Source organism: Asticcacaulis sp. P2_C5, from assembly GCF_056404555.1.
Window position 1 is genome coordinate 48,214 of record NZ_JBFUDU010000012.1, and the last position, 16,956, is coordinate 65,169.

The 16,956-nt window shown below is 59.9% G+C and carries 18 protein-coding genes; 4 read left to right on the forward strand and 14 right to left on the reverse strand.

Going from position 1 to position 16,956, the window contains the following annotated elements:
- Positions 1-70: 70 nt before the first annotated feature.
- Together AC1DXO_RS19965 and AC1DXO_RS19970 are read right to left on the reverse strand one after the other, a co-directional pair.
- Positions 71-1,450, reverse strand: coding sequence for an MFS transporter (locus AC1DXO_RS19965; RefSeq protein WP_476979942.1), 1,380 nt, complete (start codon positions 1,448-1,450; stop codon positions 71-73).
- Positions 1,450-2,838: an FAD-containing oxidoreductase gene (locus AC1DXO_RS19970; RefSeq protein WP_476979943.1), complete on the reverse strand. Its 1,389-nt coding sequence runs from the start codon at positions 2,836-2,838 to the stop codon at positions 1,450-1,452. Before AC1DXO_RS19970 ends, AC1DXO_RS19965 begins: the two co-directional genes overlap by 1 nt.
- A gap of 196 nt (positions 2,839-3,034) precedes the next feature.
- Between AC1DXO_RS19970 and AC1DXO_RS19975 the strand changes: the two genes are divergently transcribed.
- The gene (locus AC1DXO_RS19975; RefSeq protein ID WP_476979944.1) at positions 3,035-3,535 is read left to right on the forward strand and encodes a DUF427 domain-containing protein; all 501 of its coding nucleotides are present in this window, start codon (positions 3,035-3,037) and stop codon (positions 3,533-3,535) included.
- Positions 3,532-5,718 (forward strand): ergothioneine biosynthesis protein EgtB, encoded by a 2,187-nt coding sequence (gene egtB / locus AC1DXO_RS19980; RefSeq protein WP_476979945.1) that lies wholly within the window; start codon positions 3,532-3,534, stop codon positions 5,716-5,718. The genes AC1DXO_RS19975 and egtB overlap by 4 nt, the downstream gene beginning before the upstream one ends.
- On the opposite strand, the gene AC1DXO_RS19985 is transcribed toward egtB, so the two are convergent.
- The 5 genes from AC1DXO_RS19985 to AC1DXO_RS20005 form a co-directional block, all read right to left on the reverse strand.
- Entirely contained in the window at positions 5,707-7,590 is a 1,884-nt protein-coding gene (locus AC1DXO_RS19985) for a glycine betaine ABC transporter substrate-binding protein (RefSeq protein ID WP_476979946.1), read from the reverse strand. The two genes, egtB and AC1DXO_RS19985, sit on opposite strands and share 12 nt — an antisense overlap.
- Positions 7,591-7,596: 6 nt before the next feature.
- A complete protein-coding gene (locus AC1DXO_RS19990; RefSeq protein WP_476979947.1) occupies positions 7,597-8,520 on the reverse strand; it encodes a CE1 family esterase in 924 nt (307 codons plus the stop codon).
- A gap of 62 nt (positions 8,521-8,582) precedes the next feature.
- Positions 8,583-8,969 (reverse strand): response regulator, encoded by a 387-nt coding sequence (locus tag AC1DXO_RS19995; protein WP_476979948.1) that lies wholly within the window; start codon positions 8,967-8,969, stop codon positions 8,583-8,585.
- A gap of 165 nt (positions 8,970-9,134) precedes the next feature.
- On the reverse strand, positions 9,135-9,479 hold the full coding sequence (locus AC1DXO_RS20000; RefSeq protein WP_476979949.1) for a cupin domain-containing protein: 345 nt from the start codon (positions 9,477-9,479) through the stop codon (positions 9,135-9,137).
- 39 nt (positions 9,480-9,518) lie between these two features.
- Positions 9,519-10,763 carry an esterase-like activity of phytase family protein gene (locus AC1DXO_RS20005; protein ID WP_476979950.1) on the reverse strand — a complete coding sequence of 415 codons (1,245 nt, stop codon included), beginning with the start codon at positions 10,761-10,763 and terminating at the stop codon, positions 9,519-9,521.
- 296 nt (positions 10,764-11,059) lie between these two features.
- Between AC1DXO_RS20005 and AC1DXO_RS20010 the strand changes: the two genes are divergently transcribed.
- Positions 11,060-11,857, forward strand: coding sequence for a 3-keto-disaccharide hydrolase (locus AC1DXO_RS20010; RefSeq protein ID WP_476979951.1), 798 nt, complete (start codon positions 11,060-11,062; stop codon positions 11,855-11,857).
- A 74-nt stretch (positions 11,858-11,931) separates the two neighbouring features.
- Here AC1DXO_RS20010 and AC1DXO_RS20015 read toward each other — a convergent pair whose 3' ends face one another.
- The 6 genes from AC1DXO_RS20015 to AC1DXO_RS20040 all read right to left on the reverse strand — a co-directional run bounded on the left by AC1DXO_RS20015 (position 11,932) and on the right by AC1DXO_RS20040 (position 15,258).
- Positions 11,932-12,351, reverse strand: coding sequence for a hypothetical protein (locus AC1DXO_RS20015; RefSeq protein WP_476979952.1), 420 nt, complete (start codon positions 12,349-12,351; stop codon positions 11,932-11,934).
- 11 nt (positions 12,352-12,362) lie between these two features.
- Complete coding sequence (locus AC1DXO_RS20020) at positions 12,363-12,671, reverse strand: putative toxin (protein ID WP_476979953.1); 309 nt, start codon at positions 12,669-12,671, stop codon at positions 12,363-12,365.
- A gap of 56 nt (positions 12,672-12,727) precedes the next feature.
- Positions 12,728-13,231, reverse strand: a complete 504-nt coding sequence (locus tag AC1DXO_RS20025) for an Imm26 family immunity protein (protein WP_476979954.1) — start codon at positions 13,229-13,231, stop codon at positions 12,728-12,730.
- A 220-nt stretch (positions 13,232-13,451) separates the two neighbouring features.
- Complete coding sequence (locus AC1DXO_RS20030; RefSeq protein WP_476979955.1) at positions 13,452-14,180, reverse strand: transposase; 729 nt, start codon at positions 14,178-14,180, stop codon at positions 13,452-13,454.
- Complete coding sequence (locus tag AC1DXO_RS20035; protein WP_476979956.1) at positions 14,159-14,932, reverse strand: IS3 family transposase; 774 nt, start codon at positions 14,930-14,932, stop codon at positions 14,159-14,161. Before AC1DXO_RS20035 ends, AC1DXO_RS20030 begins: the two co-directional genes overlap by 22 nt.
- Complete coding sequence (locus AC1DXO_RS20040) at positions 14,872-15,258, reverse strand: helix-turn-helix domain-containing protein (protein WP_476979957.1); 387 nt, start codon at positions 15,256-15,258, stop codon at positions 14,872-14,874. The genes AC1DXO_RS20035 and AC1DXO_RS20040 overlap by 61 nt, the downstream gene beginning before the upstream one ends.
- A 343-nt stretch (positions 15,259-15,601) precedes the next feature.
- Here AC1DXO_RS20040 and nfi point away from each other — a divergent pair, with 343 nt between their 5' ends.
- A complete protein-coding gene (gene nfi, locus AC1DXO_RS20045) occupies positions 15,602-16,381 on the forward strand; it encodes a deoxyribonuclease V (RefSeq protein ID WP_476979958.1) in 780 nt (259 codons plus the stop codon).
- 145 nt (positions 16,382-16,526) lie between these two features.
- Here the strand turns inward: nfi and AC1DXO_RS20050 are convergent, their stop codons facing one another.
- The gene (locus AC1DXO_RS20050) at positions 16,527-16,955 is read right to left on the reverse strand and encodes a toxin-antitoxin system YwqK family antitoxin (RefSeq protein ID WP_476979959.1); all 429 of its coding nucleotides are present in this window, start codon (positions 16,953-16,955) and stop codon (positions 16,527-16,529) included.
- Position 16,956 lies beyond the last annotated feature (1 nt).

Here is a 16,956-nt window from a genome sequence, read left to right on the forward strand (position 1 = left end):
TTTAGTCCTGACAACAACGCACACTGAACCTAAACCTTACGGATCAGGCCTTAAGATCGGTATAACCGCCCTATGTTTTCGGCTTGTGCGTGGTCGCCGGGACCAGCAGAAAGGCGCTCAGGCCGGCTGCAACGCTCGCTATGGCGCAGACCATGGCGGCGACGTGAAAGCCGTGGAGCAGTTCGCCACCCGATGCCGCCAGAATGCCGCCCAGCAGAGCGGTTGCCATCATGCCGGCGCTGCGCGCGACCGCGCTATTGAACCCTGACGCCGAACCTGTGTGGGCATCGTCGACCGCCGACAGCACTGCCGTGGTCAGGGGCGCCACGGTAATGGTCATGCCGATCGCCAGCAGCAGGATGGCGGGAAAGACCTGCGACCAATAGGCAGCGTGCCCATCCATCCGCAACAGCAAGGCGAAACCGCCGGCAACGATCAGCGGGCCCACGGTGAGCATCGGGCGCGGTCCGACCTTTTCGGCCAGGCCACCGGCCATGGGCGACGCCAGGCCGAGCAGCCCGGCAAACGGCAAGAGGGCGGCACCGGCCATGGTGCCGGAATATCCGGCAGCCTGGATCAGCACATAGGGAACCAGAACCATCAGCGCGCCCAGCGCGCCGTACAATAGCAGGGTCAGGAGTGTCAGGCCGGCAAACGACCGCGACCCGAACATGGCCAGCGGCATCATGGCGCGGTTGCCCAGCCGGTGTTCGACGACCACAAAACTCACAGCCAGGGCCAGGCCGATCCCGATGGCAAGACTCGCCCCGAGGCTCCAGCCATCCGGACCACTTCCGATGGTCAGGCCCCAGGTGATGGCGCCCAACGCCGCCGTGGCCAACACGCCGCCCACCACATCCAGCGGCGGCGCTTCCGCCTTGCCCCTGGTATCCTTGACATAAGCGATCGCCAGCCCGATCGCGCCCAGGGCCGGCGGCAGGTTAATCAGAAAGATGGTGCGCCAGCCGATCGTGTCGATAAGCCATCCGCCCAGCACCGGCCCGACGGCGCCCATGACCGCGCCGGCTGCCGCCCAGATACCTACCGCCCTGCCCTTGGCCTCGCCGCTAAAGGCGCCACCCAGGATTGCCAGGCTGTTGGGCAGCAGGATGGCCGCGCCCACGCCCTGCACGGCGCGTGCCGCCAGAAGCCATAAAAGGTTTGGCGCCACGGCACAGGCCAGCGACGCCGCGGCGAACAGGCCTGTGCCGGCGATCAATAGACGTTTGCGTCCGAACCGGTCGCCCGCCGCGCCGCCCAATAGCAGCAACGCCCCCAACGGCAGCAGATAGGCGTTGATCAGCCATTGCAGGTCAGCGGCGTCGGCGTGAAGCGACCGGCCGATCGCCGGCAAGCCGACATTGACAACCGAGCCGTCGATAAACGACAGGCTCGACGCCAGGATACAGGTTGCCAGGATCCACGGCCCATGCGCTGTCCGGACGGCCATCAGGCCCCATCCTTCCGCGGCTTCAAGTCCGCCGGCGGCTTCAAGCCCTTCAATACGGTCGGCAGCAGTTCCGACACCGTCGGGTGGATCGGCACCGCCCATTGCAGCACATCGACCGTCGCGCCGGCATTCATCATGTCGAGCACGCCGTGGATGGCTTCATCACCGCCGGTGCCCAATATGGCGGCGCCGAGAATCTTGCGGCTGTCGGCATCGGCAACGATCTTGATAAAGCCCTGGGTCTCGCCCTTTTCGACAGCGCGCCCGACGCGCGTCATCGGCCTGTGGCTGACCAGAGCCCTGTGTCCGGCTTTTTCAGCCTCGACCTGGGTCATGCCGACGCGTCCCAGGGGCGGATCGATATACAGCGCATAGCCCAGGATGCGATCGCTGACCTTGCGGCTTTGGCCGTCCAGCAGATTGGCGGCGATGATCTCGAAATCGTTGAAGGCGGTATGGGTAAAGGCGCCGCGGCCGTTGCAGTCGCCCATGGCCCAGATACCGGGGATATTGGTCTGCAGCTCGTCACCGACCTCGATATAGCCGCGCGCGTCGAGCTTTACACCGGCCATGTCGAGCCCCAGGTCATCCGTATTGGGTTTGCGGCCGGTGGCGATCAGCATGTCGGAACCGACAATATCCGCGCCGTCGACCGACACGCGGACGCCTCCCGAATTGCTGGCGATTTGCAAGTCTTTTGCGCCCGTATGAACGGCAATCCCTTCCGCTTCCAGTATCTGGCGCACGGCCTGCGACACCTCGGCATCCTCGCGCGCCACCAGTCGCTCGCCACGCTCGATCACTGTGACCGCGGCGCCGAAGCGGCGATACATCTGGGCGAATTCCAGGGCAATATAGCTGCCGCCGATCACCACCAGATGATCCGGCAGGCGATCCAAGGCCACCATATCGGAATTGGTCAGATAGGGCACCTCGCCCAACCCCGGCAGGTCCGGCACCGCGGCGCGGGCGCCGACATTGAGGAAGATTTTCGGCGCGGTGATCGTCTCGTCGCCAACGCGAAGCACATGCCCGCTTTCAAAGCGGGCGTGGCCTGTCATGACCGTACAGCCATGCATGCCGGCCAGCCATTTTTCAATGCCGGCGCGCGCGTCCATTGTCACCTTATGGGCACGGGCGGCGACGGCCTTCATATCGACCGACACCTCTCCGGTCATGACACCGAAATCCCGGCCGCGCCGCGCCAGGTGGGCGGCATAGGCGCTGGCCACCAGCGCCTTGGTCGGCATGCAGCCGGTATTGACGCAGGTACCTCCGAACAGCTTGCGTTCGACGATGGCGACCGTTTGCCCTGCCTGGGTCAGGCGCTCGGCCAGCGGCGGTCCAGCCTGGCCGGCGCCAATGATGATGGCGTCGAAGGTTTTCATTAAGGTCTCCTACGCCAGCAGCGCGGTTTCGAGGCTTATCCCCTCGTTTGTAAAATTACAGCGGGAAAATTTACGGACATGCTGTCGGAACACGTCAGCAGTGGTGGTCATTTGAGGTGACCTGGGTGGCGGGGCCCTGTAAGGTTTCCCATGTCGGGCGGACCAAAACACAATCAACAGATCGGCAAGGTGCGCCATGTCCAGCAGACCCGTTTATCGCCCCGGCCCCGACCACCCGATCACCATAACCCCGTCAACCGCCCACGTGGTCGTAACAGCCGGCGGCAAGGTCATTGCCGACACCCATAAGGCGCTCAACCTGCAGGAAAGCACCTATCCCCCGGTATGGTACATCCCGCGCAGCGATCTCGATATGTCGCTGCTGCAGCGAACCGACCATGCCACCTACTGCCCCTACAAGGGCGATTGCAACTATTACAGCATCCCGGCCGGCGTTGATGGATCGGTTTATGCCGTCTGGTCTTACGAAGCGCCTTATGACAGTGTCGCGGCTATCAAGGACCACCTCGCCTTCTATCCCAACCGCGTCGACTCAATAAAGGTCACGCAACGAGAGATTTCGGCATGCGGCGCGGCAGTCGCCCATTGCCTTTTTACGCGTCCCCTTCGTATCAACATCCCCCTCTTCCCGCGATCATTGCGTTTACATCCCATCCGACAAAGGCAGATGTCATGAGCAGCGTTCTATCTCCGTCCCCGACCGCGTGGCCATCCCTGAGCCCCCATTCCCTTAGTATCTTGGGTGCCGCCTATCACGCCATGCGCAGGCATACCCTGGAGCTGATCGCGCCGCTCTCGCCGGAGGACATGGTGGTCCAGTCCATGCCCGACGCCAGTCCGGTCAAGTGGCACCTGGCCCATACGACCTGGTTTTTCGAGACCTTCCTGCTGGCCGAGGTGCCAGGCTATACGGCCTTCGACCCGGCCTATGCCTATCTGTTCAATTCCTATTACGAGGCCCTGGGGCCGCGCCAGCCGCGTGCCCAGCGCGGATTGCTGACCCGGCCGCCAATCGACGACATCCTGGCCTATCGCACGCATGTCGATCAGCATATGTGCAAGCTGATGCAGGGCGACCTGTCGTCGCAGACCGAAGATCTGATCCGGCTCGGCATTGCGCACGAGGAACAGCATCAGGAACTGCTGTTGATGGATGTCCTGCATCTGCTGGCGCAATCGCCGTTAAAGCCGGCCTATGACGCGCAATGGCCGGCCGACGCCGGCGGGCGGGCCGGACGCTTCCAGTTGCGGCCCGGTGGCCTGGTCGAGATTGGCCACCGCGGCCCAAGTCCTGAAGTGCCCTTTGCCTTCGATAATGAAAGCCCGCGCCATCGCGTCTGGTTGGCGCCGTTCGAGATCAGCGACCGCCTGGTGACCAACGGCGAATGGCTGGCCTTTATCGCGGACGGCGGTTACCAGCGACCCGACCTGTGGCTGTCCGACGGCTGGGCCCAGGTCCAGGCGCAGGGCTGGAACGCGCCATTTTACTGGCAAAACGCAAGCCAAAATGACGATGGTGAGTGGCAGGAAATGACCCTGCGCGGGCTGGAACCTATTACGCCGGAAACGCCCGTCACCCATGTCAGCTATTACGAAGCCGACGCCTATGCCCGCTGGGCCGGCGCGCGCCTGGCGACCGAGGCTGAATGGGAAGCCGCGGCCAGCGACGGTGTGCTGCAGCAGGTCGACGACGTCGCCTGGCAATGGACGCAAAGCGCCTACCTGCCATATCCGGCCTTTAAACCCGGCGCCGGGGCGGTGGGCGAATATAATGGCAAGTTCATGAGCGGCCAGATGACCCTGCGTGGCGGTTGCGCCTTTACGCCGGCCGGTCATAGCCGCCCCACCTACCGCAACTTCTTCAAGCCGGAACAGCGTTGGATGCGGTCAGGTGTCCGGCTGGCGCGCGATATCGCCATCGGCAACCATACGCCGGCCGATGACGCCGCCTTCGCCGCCGATGTGGTGCGCGGCCTGTCGGCGCGACAAAAGACCCTGTCGCCGAAGTATTTCTACGACGCCATCGGCTCCGACCTGTTCGAAGCCATCTGCCGTCTCGACGAATATTATCCGACGCGCACCGAAACCGCCCTGCTCACCCGCATTGCGCCGGAACTGGTCGCCGCCATTCCCGCCGACGCTGTCCTGGTCGAATTCGGCAGCGGCGCCAGCGACAAGACGCGCCTGTTGCTCGACGCTGCCCCCCAGATCACCGCCTATGTCCCGATCGATATCAGCGAGGACGCCCTGCGCTTTGCCACCCTGCGTCTGAACGCCGCCTATCCTGGCCTGGCTGTGACACCTGTGGTCGGCGATTTTACCGGCGCCGTCGAACTGCCGACCGCGTTGAAGGACCGGCCCCTGATCGGCTTCTTCCCCGGCTCGACCATCGGCAACTTTACCCACGCCGAAGCGACACAGTTCCTGCGCCAGGTCCGCCAGGTGCTTGGGCCACAGGCCACGTTGATCCTGGGGGCCGACATGGTCAAGTACGAGGCGACCCTGGTCGCAGCCTATGACGACGCCGCCGGCGTCACGGCGGCGTTCAACAAGAACCTGCTGACGCGCATCAATCGCGAACTGCACGGCAATTTCGATCTCAACGCCTTCGACCATCTGGCCGTGTGGAACCCGGAGTTCGAGCGCATCGAAATGCATCTGGTGTCGCTGACCGACCAGATCGTCAAGGCGGCCGGCCACGCCTTCGCCTTCAAGGCCGGCGAGCGCTTCCATACCGAAAATTCGCACAAGTTCACGCCAGCCTCGCTGGCGCGGCTGGCCGGTGAAGCCGGCTGGCGGATCGACGCCCAGTGGATCAGCCCGGCGCCGGAGTTCGGTGTGTTCCGGTTAATCGGCTGACACTTTCGCATCTGAGGATATCCCGAAGCCTTGGGTGATGCGATCGAGAACAACCGCCAGGATGACGATACCCAGTCCGGCTTCCAGGCCCTGACCAATGTCGAGGGTCTGGATGCCGTTCAGCACCTGCTCGCCCAGGCCCCGCGCCCCGATCATCGAGGCGACCACGACCATCGACAGGGCCAGCATGATGGTCTGGTTAAGCCCGGCCATCAGGGTGGGCCGCGCCATTGGCAGCTCGACCCGCCACAGGATCTGGACGGGTGTCGCCCCCAGGGTCCCGGCAGCATCGCGGACCTCCTGCTCGACCTGTTCGATGCCGAGCGCGGTCAGGCGGACCATCGGCGGCAGGGCATAGATGACGGTGGCCAATATGGCCGGCACCTTGCCCAGGCCGAACAGCATCAGGGCGGGGATCAGCCAGACAAAGGCCGGCAAGGTCTGCATGACGTCGAGCACCGGGCGGCTGATCGTCCTGACCCAGGATGATTTGGCGGCGGCAATACCGGCGGGCACGCCGATCCCCACGGCGAGCACAGTGGCGATCAGCATCAGGGTCAGGGTCTGGGTCATCAGGTCCCACAGGCCCAGCAACCCCATAACGAACATCAGGACGCCAACGGTCATCGTCACCGCGATCTTGCGCGTACCGAACCAGGCCATGGCCGTCAGCACGGCGATCAACAGCCACCACGGAATGGCGCCGAGCAGGCCGTCCACCGCCACCACGATCGCCAGCAGTCCATTCGACACGGCGCGAAACCCGCCGCCATGATCGCGCACCAAGCCTGCCACGGCATCATTGACCGGCTGGCGCAGCGACACAGTCCAGCTGGCCGGGAAGTTCGACCGGGCGACCGGCCGCGCCACGCCCAGGCCGGCGGTTATACGTGCGGCGGCGTCAGGCGTGACCCAGGTCTGCCACAGGTCGGGCCGCGCCTTCAGGAAGGCCATGGCCTGGGCGCGCGCCGACAGCTTGCCATCGGCCCGCGCGACCAGATTGGCATTGAGCTCATCGAGCGGAAAGGTCGCATGGCCCAGAACGGCGGCAAGCTCGGGCGCAGCCCCGGCAAAAGACGCTGACACGCCATAGGCGACCTCGGCCGGCGGCGCGGTGCAGCCCCTGTCGTGCCGTCCGGACTTGCTTGTCAAATCGTCCCAGCACGCCTTCGACCACGGCGGTTCCTGCAAACGCAGCAGTTTCAGCCGTCCGGCGATCGGGCTGGGCGACCAGTAATAGAACAACACCGGCTGCTTCTGGACATAGGCCGAGGTGATGGCGGCATCCATGGCCGGGCCGGTGCCGGGGCGAAAATCGACATAGGCGCTGGTCAGGCCGTAGGCCTGCAGCTTGGCGCTGTTGACACCTTCGCAGGTCCAGCCGGACGGACAGTTGAGAAAGCGCCCTTTGGTCGGCTGTTCCGGGTCACCGAACAGGGCGACATAGCGCGGATCGTCCAGTTGCTCGACACGGCGAAGGTCCGGCGCGGTCGCGCCAGGGCCGTGGACCAAATAGTCGGGCACGTACCAGCCCTCATTGGCGCCGATGAAGGGGTGACCGACGGCGCGAACGGTTCCGGCCTTCGCCGCCGCGTTCCACACATCGCTGCGGCTGACCCATTCCTCACCCAGGATCTGGATGTCATCATTGGCCAGGGCCTGTTCCAGGGTCACGGTATTGCCGGGCACGGTCTCGGTCTTGCATCCGTAGCCGCGCTCGAGGATCTCCTGCATAACGGCGGTGATAAACTCGCCGCTCTCCCAGTTGACGCCGGCAAACTTGATCGGTCCGGCTACGGGACAGGCCGCGGCCACGCTCGCCGACAGCATCGATACCAGCAACCCCAGGACCAGACCGGACAGGATCTTCATGGCCCGCTACTCGGCACGCTGGAAACGCGCGAGAAAGGCCCACATGGCGTCATTATCAGCCAGCCAGGTGTGTACGCCGCCCACCGTGATCCGCCCAACCACATCGGCGCCACCGGCGCAGCCGGTATAGCGTTCTTCGTAGATGCCGGTTGCGACCCAAAGGGTGGTAGGCGGCGCCGTGCAGGCGTTCAACTGCGCCCAGCGCTGTTCGGCGGCGTGCATGGTGTATTGCCAGTAGCCTTTGCCGCCGCCTTCGATCGGATTGGTCGTATCCTTGTCGCCGGCAAAGGCGATCACCGGCATCGGGCGCGACGGCCGGCACGTTGCCGGATCGGGGCGTTGCGGGTCTTCGGCCGACGGATTACCGGCGCGCAGGCCCACGACCGGCGCGATAGCGGCGAAACGATCGGCGGCGACGCACCCAAGCCATGACGTCATCCGTCCGCCGCCCGACAGGCCGGTGGCATAGACCCTGGTCTCATCGATACAGCCCTGCCCGGCCAGCCAGTCGATGGTCGCTTTGACATAGGCCACATCGTCGGCGTCATTGGGCCCGGGAATCTTGCCGGTCACGGTCGGCACGCCGGGGATATTCCACACGAAACCCTTATCGACGGGTATACCGCCGTCCGGCGCCGCAACGATAAAGCCGCCGCGATCGGCAGTCTGCGCCAGGCCGGAGCCTTTCAGGATAACCGCGCCGCTGCCGCCGCTGCCGTGAAACAAGAAGACCAGAGGCGCCGGCCGCGCAGGGTCGTAACCGGCCGGCCAATGGATCATCATCTGGCGGCCCGTGTCGCCTATGGCAACGGTTGTCGTCGTGCCCGGTGACGCCATCACACAGGCGGCCTGGGCCGTCGATGACCAACCCAGGGCGACCAGGATCATTGCCGCCCATGCCATTAGTGTTGCCGATACCGCCTTGCGCATGATCATCCTCGTTTTACGCGATGATGACCGTATTCCGTGGCGAAGTCACGCCTGTCAATCGGCTAAACGACCTGTTCGATCAGGTCTTTGACGGCGCGCAGATCGAGCGGCTTGGTCATGTGATGGTCGAAACCGACCTCGGCCGTGCGCCGGCGCGTTTCCGGGTCACCCCAGCCGGTCTGGGCGACGACGCGCGTGCCGCACAGGGACGGATCGCTGCGCAGCTTGCGGCAGACTTCGTAGCCATCCATAACCGGCATGCCGATATCGAGCAGAACGACTTCGGGATGAAACTCATGCGCCACCGCGACGGCGGTCTGTCCATCGTAGCAGGTCCGCACCTCGTAGCCGTACATTTCCATGGCCCAACTCAAGGTCAGGGCCGAACTTTCATTATCATCCACCACAAGGATTCGGTGGGCTGAGGGCAAGGTGGAGGTGTCGGGCATGATTATCTCTCATTGCGCTTTTTGCGGTTGTTCCCGCATGAGTGGCGCCGCCGAGCCCGTGCTGGATGAGGAATCATGGTCCTCATAGGGTTGACAGTACCTTAACGGCAAATAAGGGGGGGATATGGCCTTCGCCGCATATCATAAATATCCCATAACTATCGCTCAGACCGCCGTTTCGCCTCCCTTCGGCCCCCAGAAGATGGCCCAGGTCACCAGATCGCTGGTGAAGTCGACGAAGCGATGGTTGGTGTCCGCCGGAACGAACAAGACGTCACCCGTCGCAAAGCTGTGCGGCGTATCCTTGATCATCAGGGTGCCTGAACCGGCCATGACGACGTAAAGCTCGTCCTGACCGTGGGTTGTCTGGTAGTCCTGGCCACGCGGCGCGAAGACAATCACCGACATGGTCCCATGCTCGAACATCGTCTTGTCCCATACACCTTCCGGCCAAGCCGGCGTTGCGGCCAGGGGCAGATGTGACAAGGCCGATTTCAGGTCGATGCGCATGGGCGTGCCGTTAGTATAGGTGCCAAACCGTTATTGTCGTCAGATATCATGCGGAAGATCTATCCGCCAGAAGTGGGTAGCGACACCTTCGACACCGAAATCATTGTCATTGACGACCAGAATCGTGCGCGGGTCCAGCATGACGACGCCCTCCAGGTCCGCGTCGATGTCGGGGAAGTCGTCGGTCGTCAAAACCAGGGATTTCGCCAGTTGCGGCAGGGGAAAATCCACCTGATCGGCGGCGCTTAGCTCTTCGACGGTTGGCCGGGTGGTGACATCAAGATGGGCATGGTCGATAGCGCATCTGGCATCCAGTGTGACCGTGTAGAATTTGCTGGTCGCAGAGCCGCGTTCCAGCACCAAGAGCCTGTCGGGCCCAAGACAGACCAGTTCACTCACCTTCAGGTCCGCCCGATGGAAGGCGCCAAGCGCGCAGTCGCGTCGAAAGCTCGCCGGCTTGTCGAGAGGATAAAGGAATTGCGCGGCCACGGCGCCGGTCTGCGTGGTCAGTTTCCAGATCCGAACGTGGCGGCCGTGGCGATGGGCCCGCTCGTCCGGATGCGCCAGGGGGCTTTGAAAGGCGACATAGAGCCAGGCATCATCAGGCGACAGAGCCACCGCCTCAAAACCGCGGTTGAATTGCCGCCGCCCCGCGATCGCCGGCAGAGCTTCGATGACTGGATACTCAGCGTTGTCGAACAGATGCCCGTAGCCCTGCGGCACCCAGCGAACGACAACCGTCCCGTCTGGCGCGACACGCAGCAGTGACGGGCCATATTCGTCGGCGACCCAGAAGGTGCCGTCAGCCATCGCCGCGATACCCTCGCTGTCGGCGCCGGACGGATCCGGCGCGACAGAATTTCCGTCAAGATCGATGGCGGTTTCGCCCAGACCGTTGGCAATGGGCAGACCTGAAATCGCCTTGCCGTTTCGATCCCTGAGCGGGAGCGTGCGCACACAGGTGACGGTGTCGCCATCAAGGCGCAGTTCAGATAGGACCGGCCCAATGGTCGGAATCGGCATGACCTTGATGCCGTCGGTCCCGGCCAACGCTTTCAGGTGTTTCAGGCCGTAGCGCTTGACGGCGAGCGGCACTTTGAAGTTGGGCCCGCGATCACCGATGGCCCAAATCCGGTTCGGTGGATCGCCAGGGAGTCGGGTCAATCCGGAGCCTATACCGCGCACGACTTCGAGCACGCCACCCGGCAGGTCGATCCGGTCCATGATCTCGTCTGCGAAATCAAGCGGTGTAACGCGAATATGCGGAAGGGATTTGACGGTCATTTGGAGGGGCACAGCCAGCGATTAAAGGGCAGAATATCAATCGCACACTTGCCGCGCAGAAAGAAGGTGAACCCGCCGAGTGAAAAAAACAAGGAAACGCACGTGGCAGAGAACCCGGGGCGGTTTCCTGACGTCCTGATTTTCCGGCGGTGTTGAGGACCTTCCGGCGTCATTGTGCGGTTGACCGGCGGTCCCGGCGGTGAGTAAGAAGTGAGTAAGACAAGTAACGTGGTTATCGGCGTATTAAACTGGCAAGCTGTCCGGAAAGGCGGCTTGGCGCAATTCGGAGCTCCATCATGCGTGTAGTCTGTATCCTCGCCGCCCTGATCACCCTTTCCGGGTGCACGACCCTGCCGCAACAGCAGGCCGCGGTCGAGACCTGGACGCCTCTGTTCAACGGAAGAAATCTCGACGGCTGGACCGTCGCCTACGCCAATAAGGCCGTTGACAGCCGCCCGGCTTCCGCTCTGTTTGAGGTCGCGGACGGCGCCATCCACGCCTATGCCCAGGACGTTGCCGGTTCGCCGCAAAGCCAGGCCTATATTCAGACTGTCAGCGACTACAGCGACTATCACCTGCGGCTCGAATACCGTTGGGGCGAGAAGAGGTTTGCACCGCGCGTCGATGTGGTCCGCGACGCCGGCCTCCTTTATCATGTCTATGGCGCGGCGCCCGAGGCCTGGCCGCGCGGCGCCGAGTTTCAGATTCAGGAAGGCGACACGGGCGATCTCTGGGCCATTTCCACGCGCGTCAGCAGCACGACCGACCCGAAAACCGGACTGTACGCCGCGCCGGAAGCGGGCGGAATGCCCGTAACCGTGGGGGCCTATGACGGTTTTGAACGGGTCCGCCATGCGCAGCTGAACCTCGAAAAACCGGATTGGAACACAATTGACCTGATCGTGCATGGCGACAGCGCTGTGTACATGGTCAACGGAGTCGTCAATATGAAGGTTACCGACATTAAGTCCTTCGACACCGCCAGCCAGTCCTGGGTTCGTCTTGACCACGGCAAGATTGCGCTTCAGGCCGAATACGCCGAGGTCTATTACCGTAACATCGAGATCCAAAAACTCGCACCGTCGGCACCCTGAACCTGTGTTCACCGATTACCACGAATACGGATTACGGATCGCGGAATTACGGTGCAGTCCAGCCCCGGCCGTCTTTATGGAGAAAAAATGAATCTCTCTCCCTTCGTCGCCACGACTTCACCAAATTCTACGGCTCCAGCCTTAATATCATAGCTCACATAGTACGTTACCGAATTCTCAAGACAATCATCAATTTGAATACGTATCGCATCATTCAATTTGCCTGTTATTCTATCTGTCAATTTTACATCTGAGACTATGCCGACAGTATCAGCTCCTCTGTAGGCAGGTAAATTTTTTATATATTCTATAAGAGAAGTTATAACATCTTCAGATTTAGGCATAGCTTCCGAAGTGATGGCTTGTACATGAACAATACCCCCCTTTGCCATTTTCACTACAGCAAAAGGAAAAAACTCACCGCTTTTCTCGAGAAAATGCGCCGCAGTATCTATTCCTTCCTGCAAGAGATCGTCCATATCGGATTTACTCATCGTGCTTCCTATCAATAACCGGCTTTATTGAGATCTGCCTCACTGATCTTAATTGGGCTGCCTGGATTCAAATGAGCCCTAAGCAGCGGTGTGCTAACGGTAGTACGGCTGTCGATGATCACATCGACCCTTCCAGGGCGACCGTCACGGGTAACATGCGCAGCGTCATCCAATATTAGCGATGTTAGCGATTGCTGTTGAACATTCTTTGTCTCAGCCATGTAACGTTGATCAATGGGTTCAAGATGATCTGGAACACGAAACGTCTTCTTACCAGACGCTGATGGTATCCGCGTAGTATTTTTCGGAAGTCCGGTCAACTCGGTTGACGCCTGCTCTCCGACGCGCCCGAGTGCACCAAACGAACTCTCTGCGGCTACAATTCACCAAGCACCTTAGAAGAGTCTTCTGCATAGTTCGCCCTTAGCTCATCAAATCTCGGATTCCATTCCCCGAATCCTCTTAGTGCTTTCAAGGCGTTCTCGATTCGAATAGGCGCAACTACATTACGAAAACGGAGCACACTTTCTTCTTCGTCGGATGCAATCCTAGTGACAGTCCGATCGCGCGATTCTACATACATATGCCCCCCTTGCTCTACCTTGTACGCAGGTTGAGGGGTAGAACCGAGATTTTCCTTAACACTACCAATAATCGGCCAATCACCGTTATAAATCTTGGCATCCAGTGAAAGCGCAGAAAGTAATGGGCTGAGCCTGCAAACATCCTGTGGCTTGGCGTCGCGCACTGTTGGATAAGTTGCATCATAAATAATCAGGTATAGCTCCCCCTTCCAATCGCCCGCAACCTGACCGATTCCAAACGCCTCGTCACTGACCGGCACCAAAAATACATCGCCTAACATTGCTTTAATACTCATCTCGCCCTCATTGTCGTCTCGGTTCTGGCAACCCAAGGGTTGGCCGTCGAACGGCACCAACCGGATCCTTAAGATTAGAAACTAACGGAGATTTCCGCGCTAATACGCCCCCGGTCAAGTCCTGTACTCCCAAATGTTCAGCAATATCCAAATCCACGCCCGGATTCGCACGAGTGTAAATTGAGGAAGAGAATAAGGGGTCAGAGACAATTGCGGACGCTTATAGCAGTGGCATTTGGCCTTCCAGCGGCATCTCCTTCACCTGTTTTTTTCGCGGACGGCCCCTCACCGGCGGCTCAACCCGACGTCCCAGCGCGGCTTCGATCTGCCGGCGGAACCGGTCGCTGCCAGCAACCCATCCTCGCTGAGCCGAATCGCGTAGGGCGTCGACAATCTCCTCACCCAGTCCTTCGTCAAAAAGCGCCCGATACTGCGCCTGACGCGCCAGTTCCGTTGCGCCAAGCGCTTGATAGACCTGATGCCCGGTGATCAGCGAATTCCCCGCCCCCAGCGCATTGGCGCCAAAACTTGACCACGGATAGTCGTCCGCCGACACGACCATGCGCGCTCGCACTGGATTGGCTTCGATATAGCGATAGCACGCCATGACATAGTCTTCGGCATCGACGATCGTTGATTTGAAACGCCCTTCCCATAGAGTGCCGGTTCGCCCATAGCTCCGATTGATGTAGCCCACATAGCGACGACCGAGCGACTGCATAAGCTGGCCAATGGTGTCGTCCCGGCCCGGCGTAATCAGCAGGTGGATATGATTGGTCATCAGCACATAGGCGTGCAGCGCGCAATCGTATCGGATCAACCCGTCCTTGAGGTCGGCCAGAAACATCTGCCGGTCAGCATCACTGAAGAAAATAGCCTGCTTATTGTTACCGCGCTGAATGACGTGGTGCGCTTGCCCGGCAAGCGTCAGACGAGGTGCGCGCGGCATGATATTGTCTCCCGGTTACAGGCAAAATATTTGACCGATAGCCGTGTAGAAGTCAATAAATGACTCTGACCCCTTTTTTCGCGTTCAACAAGCCGGGCAGCATATTCCGCTGAAGCGTATTGAATGCCGCGATCGGAATGGTGAATAACGCCTGGCGACGGATTACGGGCCAGGATGGCCATATCAAGCGCCTGAACAGCCAATCGGGCTTCCAAATGATTGTCGAGCGCCCAACCGATGGCCTTGCGCGAATACGCGTCGAGAACGATGGCCAGATAAATGAACCCCTCACTCAGCCGCACATATGTGATGTCGGCAACCCATAACTGATCCAACCCGGTCGGAACCAGGCCGCGGGCCAGGTTCGGCACGATCGGATAAGGATGACGACTTTGCGTAGTCGGTGGCGCAAACGGATGCCGGCGCAGGCTCAGCAAGTTGTCTTCCCGCATTAACCTGAGTACGCGCTTGGCGTTGACCACAGTCCCTTCCTCCCGCAGGCGCCGGGTGATGCGCCGATAGCCTTCGAATCGGCGCTGCAGCGCCAGCCGCTGAATACGATCGCGCAAGTCGGCGTCTTCACGTGCCGACAGTTTGGGTTCAAGCCAGCGATAGTAGCTGGCGCGGGAGAGGCCCGCCGCAGCGCACAGATGTTCAACGCTCGTTGTTTCGCCTTGCGGTTCCTGGCGCGTCATTTTTTCGATGACGGCAAACAGGCAGGTGCGTCGTTCGACGGGCGCGTCTCGTCCCATGACCGCAAGGCTTCGCGAAAAAAATGGAGATCAACCTGCTGGCGTCCGACCAGCCCCTCAAGCTCAGCGATCCGCATTCGCGCTTTGGCGAGCTCTGCTTCCGGTCCCGACAGCGTCTCTTCGACCTTTTTCCGTCGGCCTGGTTTGGGCCCTCGCTTTTGGTTCAGGCCTGCAAGGCCATACAAACGGTACGCGGCACGCCATTCATACAGAGATTTGCGAAGAACGCCGGCTTCCTTGGCCAATGAAAGCACGGCTGCACCGGCCTCCAGCCGAAGAACCAGCTTTTCCTTCTCTTCTGTCGTTAAAACACGAACGGTATTCATCAGGGGGCTCCTTATAGAAGCCTTGTCACCGAAATTATTGTGTCTCACCTAAGGGGTGCAGTCCAATATCATGTCACCGTAATCGATATCATGTCACCTTAACCCTTCGTGTTGGGGCTTTAAAAGCTTGATTACATAGCTTGAGCGGGCCCTCAGTTTCGTCCCGAGGTTTTTCCTGGCACGGCAAGCGATGGACGACTGTGATTATGCCCTGCCGGTTTAACCGGCGCAGTCGCCGCAATGTCACCGAAATTATTGTGTCTCACCTAAGGGGTGCAGTCCAATATCATGTCACCGTAATTTACCGTAATTTCCGCGCCATATCACCGTAATTACCTTTTTCTTGGTTCCAGATCCCCAATATTTATGCCAAGTAAAAGGTACCATCACCCATAACTCAAAGTTTTTTCTCACTGAAATGCAACGCGTGTTAAACCATCGCTGGGATTTGTCCGAGCAAGAAGCCGAAGCGAAGCAGAGCGAATTAGCAGGACTGGTTGAAACAACGGATCGTTTGAATCCGATCGAGACTGTCGCCGGCGTTGATGTGGCCTATGACAAGAATAGCGACCAGCTTGTTGCCGCTGCCGTTGTTCTAAACGCCGAATCTTTGACAGTTGTCGACTGCGCCATCGTCCAAGATGTGGAACGATTTCCCTATATACCCGGTTTGTTTTCGTTCCGTGAGTTGCCGCCTTTGGCTAAGGCGCTGGAACAGTTGAAAACCACACCAGATTTGATTGTTTGCGACGGACAGGGCATCGCGCACCCTCGACGCTTTGGGTTGGCCTGTCATCTGGGTGTGCTGTTCGGTGTACCAACCATAGGCTGCAGCAAAACACGATTGGTTGGCGACGCTGCAGAACCAGGAAATATTCGTGGCGAGATGTCGATTTTGGTCGATCGCGGCGAGGTCGTGGGACAGTTATTGCGCACACAGACGGGCGTTAAACCTGTCTATGTATCTGTGGGCCACAGAATATCCCTGGCCACGGCATGTGAATGGATTCTTAGATTGACACCGCATTACCGATTGCCGGAAACAACTCGCTTAGCTGATCAGACCGTCAATAAACATCCGACGACTACCGGGGGCTCAAATCTCGGCAATATGCGTAATTGATCTGCGATAAACCGACGGATCACCACTTGTTATTATTCAATCATACACTTCCCTCAGCCGTAAGCGCGACCAACAAGGGGCGACGGCAACGCCGGAATTTTGGGAACGTATAGATCAAATAAAATTCTCAAAGGCAGCTCAATAGTCACATACCGAAATTATGAAATCTCCATTCCGGATCTTTGGCGCTTTCTCTAGTCTCAAGTAAAAATGCGTAGTTTACTCCCGACTCCGGCCCAAGGGTTCGATTGACACGTTCGATTCCATCTTCTGCCCACTCGACATATTTCGTTTCGATCCCGAACTCATATTCGGATAAAATATGGACCGCACCATTCGGATACCAAAATGTCATTGCCCCATGCGCTACCCCCCTTGAGAGCATTTTTTCCGTTTTTATTTGACCATTTTGATACCATTCACGCACACAGCCATGAGGAAAGCCGTTCTTGAAAGAAGCTTCATAAGAAAGCACGCCGTCAGGATAAGTATCAAACACAACACCCGTCACAGGCAAGTTCTCATACATCAGAGCATCATCGTCATTTTCTAATAAATCTAGAGAGAGTCTCATA